At 38.3% G+C, this 20,928-nt stretch carries 18 protein-coding genes and 4 pseudogenes; 21 read left to right on the top strand and 1 reads right to left on the bottom strand.

What is annotated here, in order from left to right:
* Nucleotides 1-357: 357 nt before the first annotated feature.
* The 19 genes and pseudogenes from HMPREF1048_RS13640 to HMPREF1048_RS12685 all read left to right on the top strand — a co-directional run.
* Nucleotides 358-435 (top strand): annotated as a pseudogene (locus HMPREF1048_RS13640) (salivaricin M family lantibiotic); the annotation flags it as partial.
* 269 nt (nt 436-704) lie between these two features.
* Nucleotides 705-1,439 (top strand): ABC transporter ATP-binding protein, encoded by a 735-nt coding sequence (locus tag HMPREF1048_RS07480; RefSeq protein ID WP_050543105.1) that lies wholly within the window; start codon nt 705-707, stop codon nt 1,437-1,439.
* Between the two features lie 12 nt (nt 1,440-1,451).
* The gene (locus tag HMPREF1048_RS07475; RefSeq protein WP_000283297.1) at nt 1,452-3,467 is read left to right on the top strand and encodes an FtsX-like permease family protein; all 2,016 of its coding nucleotides are present in this window, start codon (nt 1,452-1,454) and stop codon (nt 3,465-3,467) included.
* A gap of 926 nt (nt 3,468-4,393) precedes the next feature.
* The gene (locus tag HMPREF1048_RS13450) at nt 4,394-5,122 is read left to right on the top strand and encodes a sensor histidine kinase (RefSeq protein ID WP_232616445.1); all 729 of its coding nucleotides are present in this window, start codon (nt 4,394-4,396) and stop codon (nt 5,120-5,122) included.
* A complete protein-coding gene (locus HMPREF1048_RS07465) occupies nt 5,103-5,699 on the top strand; it encodes a response regulator transcription factor (protein ID WP_000698198.1) in 597 nt (198 codons plus the stop codon). The genes HMPREF1048_RS13450 and HMPREF1048_RS07465 overlap by 20 nt, the downstream gene beginning before the upstream one ends.
* 434 nt (nt 5,700-6,133) lie before the next feature.
* Complete coding sequence (locus HMPREF1048_RS07460) at nt 6,134-6,448, top strand: YdcP family protein (protein WP_000420682.1); 315 nt, start codon at nt 6,134-6,136, stop codon at nt 6,446-6,448.
* Between the two features lie 15 nt (nt 6,449-6,463).
* Nucleotides 6,464-6,850 (top strand): YdcP family protein, encoded by a 387-nt coding sequence (locus tag HMPREF1048_RS07455; RefSeq protein ID WP_000985015.1) that lies wholly within the window; start codon nt 6,464-6,466, stop codon nt 6,848-6,850.
* Nucleotides 6,851-6,878: 28 nt separating this feature from the next.
* Nucleotides 6,879-8,264: an FtsK/SpoIIIE domain-containing protein gene (locus HMPREF1048_RS07450; RefSeq protein WP_000813488.1), complete on the top strand. Its 1,386-nt coding sequence runs from the start codon at nt 6,879-6,881 to the stop codon at nt 8,262-8,264.
* Nucleotides 8,265-8,441: 177 nt separating this feature from the next.
* Nucleotides 8,442-9,647, top strand: a complete 1,206-nt coding sequence (gene mobT / locus HMPREF1048_RS07445; protein ID WP_000398284.1) for a MobT family relaxase — start codon at nt 8,442-8,444, stop codon at nt 9,645-9,647.
* A 42-nt stretch (nt 9,648-9,689) separates the two neighbouring features.
* On the top strand, nt 9,690-9,911 hold the full coding sequence (locus HMPREF1048_RS07440; protein ID WP_001009056.1) for a hypothetical protein: 222 nt from the start codon (nt 9,690-9,692) through the stop codon (nt 9,909-9,911).
* Between the two features lie 116 nt (nt 9,912-10,027).
* Nucleotides 10,028-10,525, top strand: a complete 498-nt coding sequence (locus HMPREF1048_RS07435) for an antirestriction protein ArdA (RefSeq protein WP_000342539.1) — start codon at nt 10,028-10,030, stop codon at nt 10,523-10,525.
* A gap of 88 nt (nt 10,526-10,613) precedes the next feature.
* Complete coding sequence (locus HMPREF1048_RS07430; protein WP_000723888.1) at nt 10,614-11,006, top strand: conjugal transfer protein; 393 nt, start codon at nt 10,614-10,616, stop codon at nt 11,004-11,006.
* Complete coding sequence (gene tcpF, locus HMPREF1048_RS07425; protein WP_000331160.1) at nt 10,990-13,437, top strand: conjugal transfer ATPase TcpF; 2,448 nt, start codon at nt 10,990-10,992, stop codon at nt 13,435-13,437. The genes HMPREF1048_RS07430 and tcpF overlap by 17 nt, the downstream gene beginning before the upstream one ends.
* A 2-nt stretch (nt 13,438-13,439) precedes the next feature.
* Nucleotides 13,440-15,617 (top strand): CD3337/EF1877 family mobilome membrane protein, encoded by a 2,178-nt coding sequence (locus HMPREF1048_RS07420; RefSeq protein WP_004248910.1) that lies wholly within the window; start codon nt 13,440-13,442, stop codon nt 15,615-15,617.
* Nucleotides 15,614-16,615 carry a bifunctional lytic transglycosylase/C40 family peptidase gene (locus HMPREF1048_RS07415; RefSeq protein ID WP_000769868.1) on the top strand — a complete coding sequence of 334 codons (1,002 nt, stop codon included), beginning with the start codon at nt 15,614-15,616 and terminating at the stop codon, nt 16,613-16,615. The genes HMPREF1048_RS07420 and HMPREF1048_RS07415 overlap by 4 nt, the downstream gene beginning before the upstream one ends.
* Complete coding sequence (locus HMPREF1048_RS07410) at nt 16,612-17,547, top strand: conjugal transfer protein (RefSeq protein WP_001224320.1); 936 nt, start codon at nt 16,612-16,614, stop codon at nt 17,545-17,547. Before HMPREF1048_RS07415 ends, HMPREF1048_RS07410 begins: the two co-directional genes overlap by 4 nt.
* Before the next feature lie 313 nt (nt 17,548-17,860).
* Nucleotides 17,861-17,908 (top strand): annotated as a pseudogene (locus tag HMPREF1048_RS13705) (hypothetical protein); the annotation flags it as partial.
* A 15-nt stretch (nt 17,909-17,923) separates the two neighbouring features.
* Nucleotides 17,924-19,843 (top strand): tetracycline resistance ribosomal protection protein Tet(M), encoded by a 1,920-nt coding sequence (gene tet(M) / locus HMPREF1048_RS07405; RefSeq protein ID WP_000691734.1) that lies wholly within the window; start codon nt 17,924-17,926, stop codon nt 19,841-19,843.
* Nucleotides 19,844-19,961: 118 nt separating this feature from the next.
* A complete protein-coding gene (locus HMPREF1048_RS12685) occupies nt 19,962-20,129 on the top strand; it encodes a cysteine-rich KTR domain-containing protein (RefSeq protein ID WP_000336323.1) in 168 nt (55 codons plus the stop codon).
* Between the two features lie 59 nt (nt 20,130-20,188).
* Here HMPREF1048_RS12685 and HMPREF1048_RS07395 read toward each other — a convergent pair.
* Nucleotides 20,189-20,326: pseudogene (locus tag HMPREF1048_RS07395) on the bottom strand (XRE family transcriptional regulator); the annotation flags it as partial.
* 283 nt (nt 20,327-20,609) lie between these two features.
* Between HMPREF1048_RS07395 and HMPREF1048_RS13635 the strand changes: the two are divergent.
* Nucleotides 20,610-20,693, top strand: a pseudogene (locus HMPREF1048_RS13635) (MLS leader peptide); the annotation flags it as partial.
* Between the two features lie 48 nt (nt 20,694-20,741).
* Entirely contained in the window at nt 20,742-20,825 is an 84-nt protein-coding gene (locus HMPREF1048_RS07390) for a 23S rRNA methyltransferase attenuation leader peptide (RefSeq protein WP_001814874.1), read from the top strand.
* Nucleotides 20,826-20,928 lie beyond the last annotated feature (103 nt).

The following is a 20,928-nucleotide window of genomic DNA, read 5'->3' as shown; positions in this document are numbered from 1 at the left end:
AAAATACAAGTCGTCCAGAGATTGATTCTCTAAGTTTCGAGGTTGAAAACCAAGAACTTTCCGGGAAATCAGGAGCTAGTGGTGCATAGCTTTTAAAATGACACTAGCAGGTCGCTGTGGATTGTGTTTCACCTGTTCCTATGAGTATACGAGAAATAATGTTTGTTGTTAGATAAAACAAAAGGAAAATTCTTGAGTTTTATTACAAAACATTGACAACACTTTGATTTGGTGTTATATTTACGAGGAGAAATACAAATGAAACAAGACCATTTTGAGATTGATTCTTTGGATTATGAAATTAATAGCCAAGAGTTAAATATTAAATATACTGCTGGGTGACGTACGACTGTTAGATTAACAGTACAAGGTCGCTGTGGTTGGTGGTTTACATATTCTTATGAATGTACTTCGCCAAACGTGCGCTGTGGATAAAACTACCTCTATTTTTTGATAGGAGGATAAAATGGAAGGAATTATTGGAACACTAGAATTCTATGCACCTGTACTGGTCTTAGGAGTTATTGTCATAGGGATTGTTTACTTTATGAAAAAAAGAAACGATCGCAAATAATCAACATCGACCGATACCTGAAAAAGGTATCGGTTTTTTATAACTTGAATATACTGCACAAAATACTCATGGAAAACCTTGAAAGAAACCGTATAATGAGAGAGTAATAAAGAAACGGAGGAATGAAATGATGAAACAGCTTATTGTGACAGGATTAACGAAAACATTTGGTCAAGGGGATAATATCGTTCATGCTTTATTAGATGTGAACTTGTCCGTTGAAAAAGGTGAATTTCTGGCAATTATGGGTGCCAGTGGTAGTGGAAAAACAACACTCCTCAACTGTATTTCAACGATTGATAAACCAACATCAGGTGAGATTCGATTTGAAGATTTTGACATCATCCATGCCAAGGAAAATGAACTAGCTGACTATCGTGCTAAAAACATTTCCTATATTTTCCAAGCCTACAACTTGGTGGAAACCTTGACGGTCTATGAAAATATCATTCTACCTCTTCAAATTCAGGGGAAAAATATCAAAAAACATCAGGATAAGATTGAGGAAATTTTGGATAAGTTGGCCATTCAAAACTTAAAAGATAAGTTTCCTAATCAGTTATCAGGTGGCCAGCGACAACGTGTGGCAACTGCTAGAGCCTTGATTGATGATTCTAAACTGATTATCGCAGATGAGCCGACAGGAGCCTTGGACTCTGCCAATTCTGAAAAACTGATGGCACTTTTGCAGGAAATCAATAAAAGTTTTGGTATTACCATTTTACTGGTTACGCATGACCCTGCCGCAGCCAAGTACTCTTCACGGATGGTGCTACTTAGCGATGGAAAGATTATGGATGATTTGGAACGTAACAGCTTATCTAATGAACAGTATTTGCAAGAGATTTACAGCCGTACCAGATAGGAGGGGGAGAGTATGTATCCAAAATTGATTTTACGAAATGTATTTCGAAATTTACAGACCTATACCATCTATTTTTTCAGTCTGACCTTGATTTATAGCTTGCTCTACGCTTTTAATGCTTTACCAAGCCATCCAGTGATGCAAAGTTTATCAGGAGCAAAGGAAATGTTGACGACGGTGATGAGCCAGTACATGGGCTTGCTTTCCTATCTGATTCTATCGGCGATTGCCTTTCTCATCGTTTATTCCACAAATTTTGTGCTAGGACGGCGCAAGAAAGAGCTGGGACTTTATGCAACGCTGGGAATGAAGAAGAAGCAGATTATCCGTACCCTGTTCTTTGAAACCATGCTGGTTAATATCTTTTCCTTGATTCTAGGTTTCTTGCTTGGAGTGATCTTACTGGTCATTCTAGCTAAGATTGCATCTGAGTTTTTTATGGCTAATTACTTTGGTAGTCTGCTTTTCTTTGATAGCAAGTCTGTCATCTTACTAGTTTATTCCTATTTGGTCACCAGTTTTATTGTTGGTGTCATGGACATTCTTACCTTTAGAAAGCAAAATATCATTGCACTCATTCAAGAAAATGGGGTCAAGAAATCTGTCTTGGCAAAAGGCAAGCCAGTTCTTCAAGCACTTCTCTTTATTCTTTCGACAGCTGTTATCGGTTTTGGTGCTCTCTATTTTTCAGACTATCACCATCTATCATTCTTGAAAAGCTGGGGTATCTTGCTGGTATCTGTCTTCGTGATTTTTGTGATTTTATTTTACAATACCTTGAGCCATTTTATCTTGGTCTCTCTTAGAAAACTGCCTCAAACCTACTGTAACAAACTAAACACTTTTAAAATCCGTCAATTTTCAAAACAAGCTGATAGTAATTCGGTCACGTTGGCTGTCTTATCCTTGACCTTGACACTGGCTCTCAGCTTACTCGTTTTTAGTGGTAGTGCCTATACGACTATGAACCGAGAGCTGAACAAATACTCACCTTATGATGTAACTGTCAATCTCTACCGTGGTAAAGAGTTTAAATTTTCTCAGGAATCTGTCAAAGACAGATTGAAAGCCGATGGCTTTGACTTTAATTTCATCAAAGAGGAGTACAGCTATTCTAGCTATTCTAGTGATGTAATCTATAAAGATTTGATTGATACCAGCAATCTCTGGGAGCATGATAAGAAACTTCCTGAATCAAAAGTACCGATTTTAGGAATTTCTGCCTACAATCATCTCCGAAAACTGCAAGGGGAAAAAGCGGTTGACTTGTCAGAAGACCAATTTCTAGTCAATGCCAATTATAAAGGAACTGCCAAGCAGATTCAGGAATTTCTATCAACGACCAAAACCCTCATGATTAACGGTCATTCTCTCAACCTTGCCTCTTCAAAGCCACTTGAAACAGTTTACTTTTTATCTTCAGTAGGTCTAAATGACGCAGGAACCTTGATTGTACCAGATAAGGTAGTAGTTGGATTGACGGAAGACCACACGACCTATGTTGCCAATTTCAAAGAAAACATTGACAAACGGGAAGTAGAAACATTCTTGAGTCAGTGGATTGAAAAATACTACTTCACTCGTGATGGAGCAGAGTTGAATTCGTTCACCTATCAAACGAAAGGAAGTATTTTTGAGGTTTACCTTGGATTTATGGGCGTCATTGTCTTTGTCATGATTTTTGTCAGTGTTATTTTTATCATTATTTCTCTCAGTATCTTGTCTCTTCAAACTTCTACAAGTGCTTTGGATAGTGTTAATGATTATCAAATCTTATACCTTCTTGGGAACAAGAGAAAGCAAAATCGCTCTATTCTTTTGCAACAGATTCTAAGTTATTTCTTGGTTCCGCTGCTTATCGCAGGTCCGCTAGCACTTGCCTTGAGTGCCGCTCTTTTGGGTTATTTTGAGAATTTCGCTAATACCAGCATTTCTATAGATATCACCTATCTGGGAGTAGCGGTCTTACTATTTGTCCTTTACCTGCTAGTGACTTATAGAGTAAGTTGGCAAATTATTGAAAATTAAGTCAAATACCAGAATTGCCTATCCTGCAATTCTGGTATTGTGTTATAATGATATTAAAGTAGTTCAGGAAGTAGATACATATGAAACAGTTTGTCAAATCGCTCTCGAAAAACTCACTTTTATTGTGGTGGTTGACGATTTTTAATCATCTAGCTTTAATGATTTATATTCATTATAGGATTCCTCTGGACTTTTCGACAGATTTTTCCTTGCAGATGGTTTTATTGCTGCTTATTGCTTTAATTGTATTTAGCTATATTTGTAATATTGTGACCTTTCGGTATAGTGAGTTGAAACTTTGGTTGCTTCTGATGATATTTCTCATTAGCTGGCAATACATATTTAATCAAGGAGTTGCGAGCACCCTGTTGCACTTTTTTGATATTCTTCATCCGCTCAACTCTTTTTTATTGGTGTATAGTTCTCTGTCTATTATCTTTCTGGGAGAGAAAATAGGAGAAGAACTGTTGAGTGTGTCCTTTGTGTTGACACTAATCACCATTAGTTCGTATCTGTTAAGTCCTTCAATTTTTCTATTTCTGTCCTTGTTTGCATCTTTCTTTTTAAACCTTGTTCCCTTGATTTTACTGATTTTATATCATAAAGAGTTGAAAAGTAAACTCAAGTATCAGAGACGAAATTTGTGGATATTAGCTTTGATATTGCCTCTTTCTTATTTCTTTTTGTATATCAATACGAGGGGCTCAGGAGTGATGAACCTAGTCTGGTATCTTGAGATTATTGGAATACTTGCTTTTTTGCATCTCAAAACAATTATTAACTCTCTTCAGAAAAAGGTAGTAGAGTTGAAGTTGTCCTATATAAAAGCTTTTTCACGCTTGTTTTTACTGATTATGTTTTTGTTAGTAGGCATTTTCATCATCTTTCATTTAGACTTAAACACGAGCTTTTTGGTATTGAATATCATGTTACTATTGTTCGGGATTTGTTCGGAAGAATTGATTCGCCTTTTTCGTTCTGCTGAAATGCTAGATGCTAAGGATTATGTAAAAGTTCTCTTTTTAAAGCGTAACCGTATGGTGAAAAGTCTGCTGGCAAATGAAGATACAGAACAACAGTTCTCAGAATTTCTTCATAATGAAATCCTGCAAAATGTGATGGCAATAAAAAATTTCAATAAATATAGTAGCAATCAAGCTTTTGGTGAACAGATCAATCTGGTAACAGAGGAGTTGGTTCAGCGGATTCGTGAGCGGATGGATTATTATCAGCCAATGGTAGAAACAGACGAGCAGTTAGACATCCAGTATCAAGGGCTGATTAATCGGATTGTCAAACGCTATCACGCAGAAAATGAAGTAGTCACACAGTTTCCTGCCCACTTTAGGCTTTTATCTCCTTACGATAAAATTGCCTATCGTCTGGTTGAGGAGTTGGCGACCAATGCCGTTAAGTACACTAGTGGTGGAAGGATTTCTTTGAAGATTGATGTGCATGATGACGCTATTTTTATCATTTCTGAAAATGACTTCCTTCAAACAGAAAAATCCTTAGGTTATGGCTTGAAAAATATGTCTAATAAAATTAGTGTTTTAGGTGGTCAAATGCAGATTTTTGAAAATAATAAGAAATTTCGTGTAGAAATTACTCTCCCGATTGATAAGGAGTTGTGTTATGAAAATTTTGTTAATTGATGATCATAAATTATTTAGCCAAAGTATCAAGATGATTTTAGAGTTATCGGAAAACATTAAAAAGGTCCAGTTAGTGGATAATTTTTCGACTATTTCGGAGATTGCTTTTAATGACTACGACATTATTTTGATTGACATCAACCTGACGAGTCTGTATCAAGATGATGGGCTGACCTTGGCACAAGAGATTATCGACAATGGTTGTTCTAGTAAGGTTGTGATTTTGACAGGTTACAGTAAAAAAATGTATGAACACCGAGCTAAAGTTATGGGGGCTTATGGCTTTCTGGACAAAAGTATGGACCCAGATGAGTTGGTGAAAAAACTGGAAAAGATTTATCTAGGTGGTAAGGTCTTTTCAGATGAAGTGATGGTAGAGGTGCTAACACCACGAGAAATCGAGATACTAGAACTGGTTAGAAATGGCTTGACCATTGATGATGTCTGTGACAAGGTCTATGTTAGTAAACGTACAGTTTCCAATCATTTGGCCAATATCTTTTCAAAATTGGGAGTGACTAACAGGCAGGAGGCGATTCATATCGCTGAGCAGTTGGGTTATTTTCCACCAGATTAGAAAGCTGCAGAAGATGTAGCTTTTTTAATTAAAAAATTTTCAATTACAGTATAGCACAGGAAGTGATTTTTTGCGCTTTTTTCTGCTTTTTTTCTTTTAAAAATAGCATAAAAATCTAGTTATCCGCATAAAAACTGGACTTATCACACTTTATCAAGGTCAAAACCACTCAATTTACTACTAATTTACTACTTATGAATGAGCTTTGATACGACGATTTATCCTTGAAAAGTGAAGATATAAAGATACTTCCAATAAAATTTGAATATTTAATAGGTAGACACTTCAAAAAATGAGGTGTCTATTTTTTTACCCGATTTTGAAAGGAAGTGAACTTATGAAAACAAAAAATCAAGAATCAAAAGGTCGTTCCCCACTCTTTAAGACCATCAAACATTCATTCAGCCAATAAAAAAGAAAGGATAGGTAAAAATATGGAACTTAAATTTGTGATTCCCAACATGGAAAAAACATTCGGCAATTTAGAATTTGCTGGCGAGGATAAAGTCGTTCAGCGAAGAATCAACGGACGGCTAACTGTCTTATCAAGAAGCTATAATCTCTATTCTGATGTTCAAAGAGCAGATGATATTGTGGTGGTGCTTCCTGCTGAAGCTGGCGAAAAACATTTCGGCTTTGAGGAACGTGTGAAGTTAGTCAATCCACGTATTACCGCAGAGGGCTACAAAATCGGCACTCGTGGTTTTACAAATTACCTTTTACATGCTGACGACATGATAAAAGAATAAAGAAAGAGAGGAAAAATGATGAGATTAGCAAATGGCATTGTATTAGATAAAGACACGACTTTTGGAGAATTGAAATTCTCTGCTCTACGTCGTGAAGTGAGAATCCAAAATGAAGACGGGTCGGTTTCAGATGAAATCAAGGAACGTACCTATGACTTAAAATCCAAAGGACAAGGACGCATGATTCAAGTAAGTATTCCTGCCAGCGTGCCTTTGAAAGAGTTTGATTATAACGCACGGGTGGAACTTATCAATCCCATTGCGGACACCGTTGCTACTGCCACCTATCAAGGAGCAGATGTTGACTGGTATATCAAGGCAGACGATATTGTGCTGACAAAGGATTCTAGTTCATTCAAAGCTCAACCACAAGCAAAGAAAGAACCGACACAAGACAAATAGTCGCTAGGTAGAAAGGAGACTTTTTCGCATGAAACAGCGTGGTAAAAGGATTCGCCCATCTGGTAAAGATTTAGTCTTTCATTTTACGATAGCGTCACTCCTGCCTGTTTTCCTGCTGGTTGTCGGACTGTTTCATGTGAAGACAATCCAGCAGATCAACTGGCAGGATTTTAACCTATCACAAGCAGATAAGATTGACATTCCCTATTTAATTATCAGTTTCAGTGTCGCAATTCTTATCTGCTTGCTGGTAGCGTTTGTATTCAAACGGGTTCGCTATGATACGGTTAAACAACTTTACCACCGTCAAAAACTGGCAAAGATGATACTTGAAAACAAGTGGTATGAATCTGAACAGGTCAAAACAGAGGGTTTCTTTAAAGATAGTGCTGGTCGTACAAAGGAAAAGATAACCTACTTCCCTAAAATGTATTATCGACTTAAAAATGGCTTGATACAGATACGGGTGGAAATCACGCTGGGAAAATATCAAGACCAACTCTTACACTTGGAAAAGAAATTAGAGAGTGGCTTGTACTGTGAGCTGACGGATAAAGAGTTAAAGGATTCCTATGTGGAATATACTTTGCTCTATGACACCATAGCCAGTCGTATTTCTATTGATGAAGTAGAAGCTAAAGATGGTAAACTTCGCTTAATGAAAAACGTATGGTGGGAATATGATAAGCTCCCTCATATGTTGATTGCTGGTGGTACAGGTGGCGGTAAAACTTACTTTATACTGACACTGATTGAAGCCTTGCTTCATACAGATTCAAAACTGTATATTCTTGACCCGAAAAATGCTGACCTTGCGGACTTAGGTTCTGTGATGGCAAATGTCTACTATAGAAAAGAAGACTTGCTTTCTTGCATTGAAACATTCTATGAAGAAATGATGAAACGTAGTGAGGAAATGAAGCAGATGAAGAACTATAAGACTGGCAAAAATTATGCTTACTTAGGTCTCCCGGCACACTTCTTAATCTTTGATGAATACGTCGCTTTCATGGAAATGCTGGGAACAAAAGAAAACACCGCAGTTATGAATAAGCTGAAACAGATTGTCATGTTAGGTCGTCAAGCTGGCTTCTTTCTAATACTGGCTTGTCAACGTCCAGACGCAAAATATTTAGGCGACGGAATCCGTGATCAGTTTAATTTCAGAGTGGCTTTAGGTCGTATGTCTGAAATGGGCTATGGCATGATGTTTGGCAGTGACGTACAAAAGGATTTCTTCTTAAAGCGAATCAAAGGTCGTGGCTATGTTGATGTAGGAACAAGTGTCATATCAGAGTTTTATACTCCCCTTGTACCAAAAGGATATGATTTCTTGGAGGAAATTAAAAAGTTATCCAACAGCAGACAGTCCACGCAGGCGACGTGCGAAGCGGAAGTCGCAGGTGTGGACTGATCTTGCTGGCTGGTGTGGCAATAGCCACGCCAGCACTTAACCCCCCGTATCTAACAGGGGGGTACAAATCGACAGGAAACAGTCAAAAAAACATTAGAAAATCCTTTGGTTACAAGGGATTTACAAAATTTCAGCGTATGTCAAATGGGCTTTAAAAGTTGACATACGCCTTTTTGATTGGAGGGATTTTTACTGAATGAACAAACTTGGTTACAGCATTTAAAAGAAAAACGCTTGGCTTATGGACTATCTCAAAACCGTTTAGCTGTTGCGACTGGTATTACAAGGCAGTATCTAAGCGATATTGAAACAGGAAAAGTCAAGCCATCAGAGGATTTACAGCAGTCCCTTTGGGAAGCTCTGGAACGCTTCAATCCCGACGCTCCCCTTGAAATGCTGTTTGATTATGTAAGGATTCGCTTTCCGACAACAGACGTACAGCAGGTGGTCGAAAACATCTTACAACTGAAACTGTCCTATTTTCTTCATGAGGACTATGGTTTCTATTCTTATTCAGAGCATTATGCTTTAGGCGACATATTCGTCCTTTGCTCCCATGAACTGGACAAAGGAGTTCTGGTGGAATTGAAAGGTCGTGGGTGCAGACAATTTGAAAGCTATCTTCTGGCACAACAAAGAAGCTGGTATGAGTTCTTTATGGACGTTTTGGTGGCTGGCGGTGTGATGAAACGCCTTGACCTTGCCATTAACGATAAGACAGGGATTTTGAATATCCCTGTACTCACTGAAAAGTGCCAACAGGAAGAATGTATCTCCGTCTTCCGCAGTTTTAAAAGCTATCGCAGTGGCGAACTGGTACGCAAAGAGGAAAAGGAATGTATGGGAAACACCCTCTATATCGGTTCATTACAAAGTGAAGTTTATTTCTGTATCTATGAAAAGGACTACGAGCAGTACAAGAAAAATGATATTCCCATTGAAGACGCAGAAGTAAAAAACCGTTTTGAGATTCGATTGAAAAATGAGCGTGCCTATTATGCAGTCCGTGATTTACTCGTCTATGACAATCCAGAGCATACCGCCTTTAAAATTATCAATCGGTATATCCGTTTTGTAGATAAAGACGATTCCAAACCTCGTTCTGATTGGAAACTGAATGAAGAATGGGCTTGGTTTATTGGGAACAATCGTGAACGATTAAAACTAACCACAAAACCAGAGCCTTACTCCTTCCAAAGGACGCTGAACTGGCTATCTCATCAAGTTGCCCCGACCTTAAAGGTTGCGATTAAACTTGATGAAATCAACCAGACGCAGGTTGTAAAAGACATTCTCGACCATGCGAAACTGACAGACCGACACAAGCAGATTTTGAAGCAACAGTCAGTAAAAGAACAGGACGTGATAACAACAAAAAAATAACTCAAATACAAATTCATTGAATATAGAGAGGAGAACATTTTTATGAATTTTGGACAAAACCTTTATAACTGGTTTCTATCAAACGCTCAATCACTGGTGCTTTTAGCAATCGTTGTGATTGGCTTGTATCTTGGCTTCAAGCGTGAGTTTAGCAAACTGATTGGCTTTTTAATTATTGCGATTATTGCGGTTGGCTTAGTCTTCAACGCTGCTGGAGTAAAAGACATTTTACTAGAGCTATTCAATCGCATTATTGGTGCTTAAATAAAACCGTTCTTTTGTGGAATATAAGTGGTTTTCTTATGTTCCGCAAAGGAATGGTACACCAAACGAAGTGCGGTAGGGATTTTTGAATCTCTACAAAGAAAGGACGTGAATATATGGACGATATGCAAGTCTATATTGCGAATTTAGGCAAATACAATGAGGGCGAATTGGTCGGTGCGTGGTTTACCTTTCCCATTGACTTTGAGGAAGTCAAAGAGAAAATCGGCTTGAATGATGAATATGAGGAATACGCCATTCATGACTACGAGTTACCCTTTACGGTTGACGAATACACTTCCATTGGCGAACTCAATCGACTATGGGAAATGGTATCGGAATTACCCGAAGAATTACAATCGGAGCTATCTGCTCTGCTCACTCATTTTTCAAGCATTGAAGAACTAAGCGAACATCAAGAGGATATTATCATTCATTCCGATTGTGATGATATGTATGACGTGGCACGCTACTACATTGAAGAAACGGGTGCTTTAGGCGAAGTACCAGCTAGTCTTCAAAACTATATTGATTATCAAGCCTATGGTCGGGATTTAGACCTTTCAGGAACGTTTATCTCAACCAATCATGGGATTTTTGAAATCGTCTATTAAATCTGTCGGTACATTACTACTGGCAGATTTTCTATTTTACGGGGTGGCTCAATCAGCTACCCCTATTTTTTATGAAAGGATTGATTACATGAAGAAAATACGAAGCTATACCAGTATCTGGTCTGTGGAAAAGGTACTGTATTCTATCAATGATTTTAGACTTCCGTTTCCCATAACCTTTACGCAAATGACATGGTTTGTCGTGTCACTCTTTGCAGTGATGATACTTGGCAACTTGCCCCCTCTTTCCATGATAGAGGGAGCATTTCTCAAATACTTTGGGATTCCTGTGGCTTTCACATGGTTTATGTCTACAAAAACTTTTGATGGTAAAAAGCCTTATGGATTTTTGAAGTCTGTCATTGCTTATGCACTGCGACCAAAGCTGACCTATGCAGGAAAAAAAGTAACGCTTGGCAGAAACCAGCCACAAGAAGCCATTACAGCAGTTAGGAGTGAATTTTATGGCATATCCAATTAAATACATTGAAAACAATCTCGTCTGGAATAAAGACGGGGAATGTTATGCTTACTATGAGCTTGTTCCTTACAATTACTCATTTCTAAGTCCAGAACAGAAAATACAAGTGCATGATTCTTTCAGACAGCTTATCGCACAAAATCGTGATGGCAAAATTCATGCTTTACAAATCAGTACAGAATCCAGCATACGTTCTGCACAAGAGCGTTCCAAAAATGAAGTCACTGGCAAGCTCAAAGCGGTTGCCTATGACAAAATCGACCAACAGACAGACGCTTTAATATCCATGATTGGCGAAAATCAAGTGAACTACCGTTTCTTTATCGGCTTTAAGTTGCTTCTCAACGATCAGGAGTTTTCTATGAAAAGTCTTACCGTTGAAGCAAAAAATGCTTTGTCTGATTTTGTCTATGATGTGAACCATAAGCTGATGGGCGATTTTGTTAGTATGAGTAATGATGAAATCCTGCGTTTTCAGAAGATGGAAAAGCTCTTAGAAAATAAAATCTCTCGTCGTTTCAAAATCCGCAGGTTAGATAAGGACGACTTCGGCTATCTGATTGAACACCTTTACGGACAGACAGGCACTGCCTATGAAGAGTATGAGTACCATCTATCAAAGAAAAAGCTGGATAATGAAACGCTGATTAAATACTATGACTTGATTAAGCCTACTCGCTGTTTGGTGGAAGAAAAACAGCGATATTTGAAAATCCAGCAGGAAGATGAAACCGTCTATGTAGCTTACTTTACCATTAACAGCATTGTCGGAGAACTGGACTTCCCGTCCTCTGAAATCTTCTACTACCAGCAACAGCAATTTACATTCCCGATTGATACGTCAATGAATGTGGAAATTGTAGCGAATCGTAAAGCCCTATCTACTGTCCGCAATAAAAAGAAAGAACTGAAAGACTTGGATAACCACGCTTGGCAAAGTGATAATGAAACCAGCTCCAATGTGGCGGAAGCTCTGGAAAGTGTGAATGAGCTGGAAACCAATTTAGACCAAAGCAAGGAATCTATGTACAAGCTGTCTTATGTGGTAAGGGTATCAGCAAATGATCTTGACGAACTCAAACGTCGTTGTAATGAAGTGAAAGATTTTTATGACGATTTAAGCGTAAAACTGGTACGACCATTTGGGGATATGCTCGGCTTACATGAAGAATTTTTACCTGCCAGCAAGCGTTATATGAATGATTATATTCAATACGTGACCTCTGATTTCCTCGCTGGTTTAGGTTTTGGTGCTACTCAAATGCTGGGGGAAAATGAGGGGATTTATGTTGGCTACAGCTTAGATACTGGACGCAATGTCTATCTGAAACCTGCTCTTGCCAGTCAAGGGGTTAAGGGTTCAGTAACCAATGCGTTAGCGTCGGCTTTTGTTGGTTCGCTGGGTGGTGGTAAATCCTTTGCGAATAACCTTATCGTCTATTATGCGGTGCTTTATGGGGCACAAGCAGTGATTGTAGACCCAAAAGCAGAACGTGGCAGATGGAAAGAAACCTTGCCAGAGATTTCCCATGAAATCAATATCGTCACTCTGACTTCTGATGAGAAAAACAAAGGCTTACTTGACCCTTATGTGATTATGAAAAATCCCAAAGATTCTGAATCACTGGCTATTGATATTCTGACATTCCTTACGGGGATTTCCTCTCGTGATGGGGAACGCTTCCCAATCCTTAGAAAAGCCATTCGTGCAGTAACCAATAGTGAAGTACGAGGGTTGATGAAAGTGATTGAGGAATTACGGGTTGAGAATACGCCACTAAGTACCAGTATAGCCGACCATATCGAAAGTTTTACAGACTATGACTTTGCACATTTATTATTCAGTAATGGTTATGTGGAGCAGTCTATCAGCTTAGAAAAACAACTGAACATTATACAGGTTGCGGACTTGGTACTTCCCGACAAGGAAACTTCCTTTGAGGAATATACCACTATGGAGCTTTTATCCGTTGCTATGCTGATTGTCATTAGTACCTTTGCTTTAGACTTTATCCATACAGACCGAAGCATTTTCAAGATTGTAGATTTAGACGAAGCATGGAGCTTTTTACAGGTAGCACAAGGAAAAACACTATCTATGAAGCTGGTTCGGGCTGGTCGTGCTATGAACGCTGGGGTATATTTCGTGACCCAAAATACAGACGACCTCTTAGATGAAAAACTGAAAAATAACCTCGGCTTAAAATTTGCATTTCGTTCCACTGACCTTAACGAGATTAAAAAGACCTTAGCCTTTTTTGGTGTAGACCCAGAGGACGAAAACAATCAGAAGCGATTGCGTGATTTGGAAAACGGGCAATGCCTTATCAGTGATTTATATGGTCGTGTCGGTGTGATACAGTTCCACCCTGTATTTGAAGAACTGCTCCATGCCTTTGATACCAGACCACCTGTGCGAAAAGAGGTGTAAATGTGAAACCATCAATAGTAAACAGAATAAAATCAAACTGGACGCTGAAACGTCTAGGTAAAGTGGCAATGACAGTGGCTTTCACACTTGTGATTGCCATTTTTCTTTTAGCCATGCTGGGAACGGTGGTTCAAGCTGCGGGCTTGGTAGATGATACGGTCAATGTGGCAAATGAATACAGCCGATACCCACTTGAAAACTATCAACTGGATTTTTATGTGGATAATAGCTGGGGCTGGCTTCCGTGGAACTGGTCGGACGGGATTGGAAAACAGGTCATGTATGGACTATATGCCATTACCAATTTTATTTGGACAATCAGTTTGTATGTTTCCAATGCGACAGGTTACTTAGTACAGGAAGCCTATTCCTTAGACTTCATTTCCGCTACAGCAGATTCCATTGGTAAGAATATGCAGACCTTAGCTGGTGTGAGTGCAAACGGATTTTCAACAGAGGGTTTCTATGTTGGATTCCTCTTACTCTTGATTTTGGTTCTTGGGGTTTATGTTGCCTATACGGGACTGATAAAGAGAGAAACCACAAAGGCAATTCATGCCATTATGAATTTTGTGCTGGTGTTTATCCTATCGGCTTCCTTTATTGCCTACGCTCCCGACTACATTAAAAAAATCAATGACTTTTCATCAGACATCAGTAATGCCAGTTTATCACTTGGCACGAAGATTGTCATGCCCCATTCCGATAGTCAAGGCAAGGACAGCGTGGACTTAATCAGAGATAGCCTGTTTTCCATACAGGTTCAGCAACCGTGGCTACTGCTTCAATACAACAGTTCAGACATTGAAAGTATCGGTATTGACCGTGTGGAAAGCCTGCTCTCCACCAGCCCAGATTCCAACAATGGCGAAGACAGAGAAAAAATTGTTGCGGAAGAAATTGAAGACAGAAGCAATACCAATCTAACCATTACAAAGACCATTAACCGTTTAGGTACAGTCTTCTTCCTATTTGTCTTCAATATTGGGATTTCCATATTTGTATTCCTATTAACAGGAATCATGATTTTCTCGCAGGTACTTTTTATCATCTATGCTATGTTTCTGCCTGTGAGCTTTATTTTAAGCATGATTCCATCATTTGATGGTATGTCAAAACGAGCCATAACAAAGCTCTTTAATACCATTTTGACACGAGCTGGAATCACATTGATTATTACGACAGCATTTAGTATTTCAACCATGCTCTATACCTTATCGGCTGGTTATCCGTTCTTTTTGATTGCTTTTCTACAGATTGTGACCTTTGCAGGAATCTACTTCAAGCTGGGCGATTTAATGAGTATGTTTTCTCTACAGAGTAACGATTCTCAAAGTGTGGGAAGTCGTGTGATGAGAAAACCTCGTATGCTTATGCACGCTCACATGCACCGTCTACAGCGGAAACTTGGACGTTCCATGACTACTCTAGGGGCTGGGTCTGCCATTGTTACAGGTAAAAAAGGACAGTCGGGTTCGGGGAGTTCTGCAAGGACACAAGCAGATCACTCCCGACCAGACGGAAAGGAAAAATCAACACTTGGAAAACGTATCGGTCAAACCATCGGTACAGTAGCTGATACCAAAGACAGAATGGTAGACACTGCTAGTGGTTTGAAAGAACAGGTTAAAGATTTGCCGACCAATGCAAGATATGCAGTATATCAAGGAAAATCCAAAGTAAAAGAGAATGTCCGTGATTTAACCAGTAGTATTTCTCAAACCAAAGCGGACAGAGCCAGTGGACGCAAGGAACAGCAGGAACAAAGGCGAAAAACCATTGCGAAGCGTCGCTCTGAAATGGAACAGGTCAAACAGAAAAAACAGACTGCTTCTTCTGTTCATGAAAGACCGACTACAAGACAAGAACAATATCATGATGAACAGACCTCAAAACAGTCTAATATTCAGACTTCATATAAGGAATCTCAACAAGCCAAACAAGAGCGTCCAGCAGTTAAGTCCGATTTTTCAAGTCCAAAAGTGGAACGCCAAGGCAATACCGTTCAAGAAAAAACCGTTCAAAAGCCAGCAACTTCAACCACTACAGCAGATAGAACTTCACAACGTCCAATCACAAAAGAACGTCCGTCTACTGTTCAAAGAGTACCACTACAAAATACAAGAAGTAGACCACCAATCAAAACCGCCACCATTAAGAAAGTCGGTAAGAAACCATGAAGTTGAAAACTTTAGTGATTGGTGGTTCTGGATTATTCTTGATGGTCTTCTCACTGCTTCTGTTTGTTGCCATTTTATTTTCAGATGAACAGGACAGCGGAATTTCCAATATTCATTATGGAGGTGTGAATGTTTCCGCAGAAGTGCTGGCTCATAAGCCTATGGTAGAAAAATATGCCAAAGAATATGGCGTTGAAGAATATGTCAACATACTTCTTGCGATTATACAGGTGGAATCGGGCGGTACTGCGGAAGATGTTATGCAGTCCTCGGAATCCCTCGGTCTTCCACCTAATTCATTGAGTACAGAAGAATCCATTAAGCAAGGTGTGAAGTATTTCAGTGAATTATTAGCCAGTAGCGAAAGGCTCAGTGTAGATTTAGAATCGGTTATCCAGTCCTACAATTATGGTGGTGGTTTCTTAGGGTATGTGGCTAATCGTGGAAATAAATATACCTTTGAACTGGCTCAAAGTTTCTCAAAAGAGTATTCAGGTGGCGAAAAAGTGTCTTACCCCAATCCCATAGCCATACCTATCAATGGGGGCTGGCGATACAACTATGGCAATATGTTTTATGTGCAACTGGTAACGCAGTATCTTGTCACAACAGAGTTTGATGATGATACGGTACAAGCCATCATGGACGAAGCACTGAAATATGAGGGCTGGCGATACGTTTACGGTGGAGCTTCCCCGACTACTTCTTTTGATTGTAGCGGACTGACACAATGGACGTATGGAAAAGCTGGAATTAACTTACCACGAACCGCACAACAGCAATATGATGTGACCCAGCATATCCCACTATCGGAAGCACAAGCTGGCGATTTGGTTTTCTTTCATTCTACCTATAACGCTGGCTCTTATATTACTCATGTTGGGATATACCTTGGCAATAACCGTATGTTTCATGCAGGCGACCCAATCGGTTATGCCGACTTAACAAGCCCCTACTGGCAACAGCATTTAGTGGGAGCAGGACGAATCAAACAATGAGAAAGGAAGATTTAATGATGAAATTTAGAAAAAATCAGAATAAAGAAAAACAGATACCAAAGGAAAAGAAACCTCGTGTCTACTATAAGGTCAATCCTCATAAAAAGGTTGTGATTGCCTTGTGGGTACTTTTAGGGCTTAGTTTCAGCTTTGCGATATTCAAGCACTTTACAGCTATAGATACTCATACTATTCACGAAACAACTATCATAGAAAAGGAATACGTTGATACTCATCATGTAGAAAATTTTGTAGAGAACTTTGCGAAAGTCTACTATTCATGGGAGCAATCCGATAAGTCCATTGATAATCGAATGGAAAGTCTAAAAGGCTATCTGACAGATGAACTTCAAGCTCTCAATGTTGATACAGTACGCAAAGATATTCCTGTATCGTCTTCTGTAAGAGGATTTCAGATATGGACGGTAGAGCCAACTGGCGACAATGAGTTTAATGTAACCTACAGTGTAGACCAGCTCATTACAGAGGGAGAAAATACAAAGACCGTCCACTCTGCTTATATAGTAAGTGTCTATGTAGATGGTTCTGGAAATATGGTACTGGTTAAGAATCCGACCATTACCAACATACCTAAGAAATCAAGTTATAAACCAAAAGCCATTGAAAGTGAGGGGACGGTTGATTCCATTACAACCAATGAAATCAATGAGTTTTTAACGACGTTCTTCAAGCTCTATCCTACAGCGACAGCCAGTGAACTTTCCTACTATGTGAATGACGGGATATTAAAACCAATCGGAAAAGAGTACATCTTTCAAGAACTGGTAAATCCTATTCACAATCGTAAGGATAATCAAGTCACGGTATCGCTGACAGTGGAGTATATCGACCAGCAGACCAAAGCAACGCAGGTATCTCAATTTGATTTGGTACTTGAAAAGAACGGGAGTAATTGGAAGATTATAGAATAACAAATATTGGTACATTATTACAGCTATTTTGTAATCACGTACTCTCTTTGATAAAAAATTGGAGATTCCTTGACAAATATGCTCTTACGTGCTATTATTTAAGTATCTATTTAAAAGGAGTTAATAAATATGCGGCAAGGTATTCTTAAATAAACTGTCAATTTGATAGTGGGAACAAATAATTGGATGTCCTTTTTTAGGAGGGCTTAGTTTTTTGTACCCAGTTTAAGAATACCTTTATCATGTGATTCTAAAGTATCCGGAGAATATCTGTATGCTTTGTATGCCTATGGTTATGCATAAAAATCCCAGTGATAAGAGTATTTATCACTGGGATTTTTATGCCCTTTTGGGCTTTTGAATGGAGGAAAATCACATGAAAATTATTAATATTGGAGTTTTAGCTCATGTTGATGCGGGAAAAACTACCTTAACAGAAAGCTTATTATATAACAGTGGAGCGATTACAGAATTAGGAAGCGTGGACAAAGGTACAACGAGGACGGATAATACGCTTTTAGAACGTCAGAGAGGAATTACAATTCAGACAGGAATAACCTCTTTTCAGTGGGAAAATACGAAGGTGAACATCATAGACACGCCAGGACATATGGATTTCTTAGCAGAAGTATATCGTTCATTATCAGTTTTAGATGGGGCAATTCTACTGATTTCTGCAAAAGATGGCGTACAAGCACAAACTCGTATATTATTTCATGCACTTAGGAAAATGGGGATTCCCACAATCTTTTTTATCAATAAGATTGACCAAAATGGAATTGATTTATCAACGGTTTATCAGGATATTAAAGAGAAACTTTCTGCCGAAATTGTAATCAAACAGAAGGTAGAACTGTATCCTAATATGTGTGTGACGAACTTTACCGAATCTGAACAATGGGATACGGTAATAGAGGGAAACGATGACCTTTTAGAGAAATATATGTCCGGTAAATCATTAGAAGCATTGGAACTCGAACAAGAGGAAAGCATAAGATTTCAGAATTGTTCTCTGTTCCCTCTTTATCATGGAAGTGCAAAAAGTAATATAGGGATTGATAACCTTATAGAAGTTATTACTAATAAATTTTATTCATCAACACATCGAGGTCCGTCTGAACTTTGCGGAAATGTTTTCAAAATTGAGTATTCGGAAAAAAGACAGCGTCTTGCATATATACGTCTTTATAGTGGCGTACTGCATTTGCGAGATTCGGTTAGAATATCGGAAAAGGAAAAAATAAAAATTACAGAAATGTATACTTCAATAAATGGTGAATTATGTAAAATCGATAAGGCTTATTCCGGGGAAATTGTTATTTTGCAGAATGAGTTTTTGAAGTTAAATAGTGTTCTTGGAGATACAAAGCTATTGCCACAGAGAGAGAGAATTGAAAATCCCCTCCCTCTGCTGCAAACGACTGTTGAACCGAGCAAACCTCAACAAAGGGAAATGTTACTTGATGCACTTTTAGAAATCTCCGACAGTGACCCGCTTCTGCGATATTATGTGGATTCTGCGACACATGAAATCATACTTTCTTTCTTAGGGAAAGTACAAATGGAAGTGACTTGTGCTCTGCTGCAAGAAAAGTATCATGTGGAGATAGAAATAAAAGAGCCTACAGTCATTTATATGGAAAGACCGTTAAAAAAAGCAGAGTATACCATTCACATCGAAGTTCCACCGAATCCTTTCTGGGCTTCCATTGGTCTATCTGTAGCACAGCTTCCATTAGGGAGCGGAGTACAGTATGAGAGCTCGGTTTCTCTTGGATACTTAAATCAATCGTTTCAAAATGCAGTTATGGAGGGGATACGCTATGGCTGTGAACAAGGATTGTATGGTTGGAATGTGACGGACTGTAAAATCTGTTTTAAGTATGGCTTATACTATAGCCCTGTTAGTACCCCAGCAGATTTTCGGATGCTTGCTCCTATTGTATTGGAACAAGTCTTAAAAAAAGCTGGAACAGAATTGTTAGAGCCATATCTTAGTTTTAAAATTTATGCGCCACAGGAATATCTTTCACGAGCATACAACGATGCTCCTAAATATTGTGCGAACATCGTAGACACTCAATTGAAAAATAATGAGGTCATTCTTAGTGGAGAAATCCCTGCTCGGTGTATTCAAGAATATCGTAGTGATTTAACTTTCTTTACAAATGGACGTAGTGTTTGTTTAACAGAGTTAAAAGGGTACCATGTTACTACCGGTGAACCTGTTTGCCAGCCCCGTCGTCCAAATAGTCGGATAGATAAAGTACGATATATGTTCAATAAAATAACTTAGTGTATTTTATGTTGTTATATAAATATGGTTTCTTGTTAAATAAGATGAAATATTTTTTAATAAAGATTTGAATTAAAGTGTAAAGGAGGAGATAGTTATTATAAACTACAAGTGGATATTGTGTCCTGTATGTGGAAATAAAACACGATTAAAGATAAGGGAAGATACTGAATTAAAAAAATTCCCCCTCTATTGTCCGAAATGCAGACAAGAAAATTTAATTGAAATAAAGCAGTTCAAAGTAACTGTGATTACAGAGCCAGACGCAAAGACGCAGAGCCGATAAAATGAGATTAATACAATCTCATTTTATCGGCTCTTTCCGTTATGTATGGATTCTTTTAATTAGTCTTCGATGTTTCTTGCTTCGTTGATACCGCTGGCTAAAGATTCCATTAAGGATAGTTCTTTGTCTGTAAAGCTATCCATGTATTTCTCTATCTGTAATCGTCGGGTGCTTTTTACCAAGTTATTAGCAGGTAGGGGTCCCGAGCGCCTACGAGGAATTTGTATCGATAAGAAATAGATTTAAAAATTTCGCTGTTATTTTGTACATTTAACTTGACGGTGACATCTCTCTATTGTGAGTTATTAGTGGTACAGTTTTCAACCGTTTTAATTATAAAAAAGTGGTGCATTTTTAAATTGGCACAAACAGGTAACGGTTATTGCAGGTGTATTTCTTATCTATGGGTTTAACATGGATTTTATCATTAAAATCATGAGTATTGTCCGAGAGTGATTGGTCTTGCGTATGGTTAACCCTAAAGTTATGGAAATAAGACTTAGAAGCAAACTTAAGAGTGTGTTGATTGTGCATTATCTTAAAATTTTGTATAATAGGAATTGAAGTTAAATTAGATGCTAAAAATTTGTAATTAAGAAGGAGGGATTCGTCATGTTGGTATTCCAAATGCGTAATGTAGATAAAACATCTACTGTTTTGAAACAGACTAAAAACAGTGATTACGCAGATAAATAAATACGTTAGATTAATTCCTACCAGTGACTAATCTTATGACTTTTTAAACAGATAACTAAAATTACAAACAAATCGTTTAACTTCTGTATTTATTTATAGATGT

The sequence above is a fragment of the Streptococcus mitis SK575 genome, assembly GCF_000257865.1.
GTDB classification, from domain to species: domain Bacteria; phylum Bacillota; class Bacilli; order Lactobacillales; family Streptococcaceae; genus Streptococcus; species Streptococcus mitis_CQ.
The sequence above is the reverse complement of the archived record's forward strand: the minus strand, read 5'-3'. Positions and strand labels throughout refer to the sequence as shown.

What these genes read in the sequence shown, in the direction of transcription:
- HMPREF1048_RS07480 (WP_050543105.1), top strand. Translation starts at nt 705, where the DNA reads ATGAAACAGCTTATTGTGACAGGATTAACGAAAACATTTGGTCAAGGG.
- HMPREF1048_RS07475 (WP_000283297.1), top strand. Translation starts at nt 1,452, where the DNA reads ATGTATCCAAAATTGATTTTACGAAATGTATTTCGAAATTTACAGACC.
- HMPREF1048_RS13450 (WP_232616445.1), top strand. Translation starts at nt 4,394, where the DNA reads ATGTTACTATTGTTCGGGATTTGTTCGGAAGAATTGATTCGCCTTTTT.
- HMPREF1048_RS07465 (WP_000698198.1), top strand. Translation starts at nt 5,103, where the DNA reads ATGAAAATTTTGTTAATTGATGATCATAAATTATTTAGCCAAAGTATC.
- HMPREF1048_RS07460 (WP_000420682.1), top strand. Translation starts at nt 6,134, where the DNA reads ATGGAACTTAAATTTGTGATTCCCAACATGGAAAAAACATTCGGCAAT.
- HMPREF1048_RS07455 (WP_000985015.1), top strand. Translation starts at nt 6,464, where the DNA reads ATGATGAGATTAGCAAATGGCATTGTATTAGATAAAGACACGACTTTT.
- HMPREF1048_RS07450 (WP_000813488.1), top strand. Translation starts at nt 6,879, where the DNA reads ATGAAACAGCGTGGTAAAAGGATTCGCCCATCTGGTAAAGATTTAGTC.
- HMPREF1048_RS07440 (WP_001009056.1), top strand. Translation starts at nt 9,690, where the DNA reads ATGAATTTTGGACAAAACCTTTATAACTGGTTTCTATCAAACGCTCAA.
- HMPREF1048_RS07435 (WP_000342539.1), top strand. Translation starts at nt 10,028, where the DNA reads ATGGACGATATGCAAGTCTATATTGCGAATTTAGGCAAATACAATGAG.
- HMPREF1048_RS07430 (WP_000723888.1), top strand. Translation starts at nt 10,614, where the DNA reads ATGAAGAAAATACGAAGCTATACCAGTATCTGGTCTGTGGAAAAGGTA.
- tcpF (WP_000331160.1), top strand. Translation starts at nt 10,990, where the DNA reads ATGGCATATCCAATTAAATACATTGAAAACAATCTCGTCTGGAATAAA.
- HMPREF1048_RS07415 (WP_000769868.1), top strand. Translation starts at nt 15,614, where the DNA reads ATGAAGTTGAAAACTTTAGTGATTGGTGGTTCTGGATTATTCTTGATG.
- HMPREF1048_RS07410 (WP_001224320.1), top strand. Translation starts at nt 16,612, where the DNA reads ATGAGAAAGGAAGATTTAATGATGAAATTTAGAAAAAATCAGAATAAA.
- HMPREF1048_RS07390 (WP_001814874.1), top strand. Translation starts at nt 20,742, where the DNA reads ATGTTGGTATTCCAAATGCGTAATGTAGATAAAACATCTACTGTTTTG.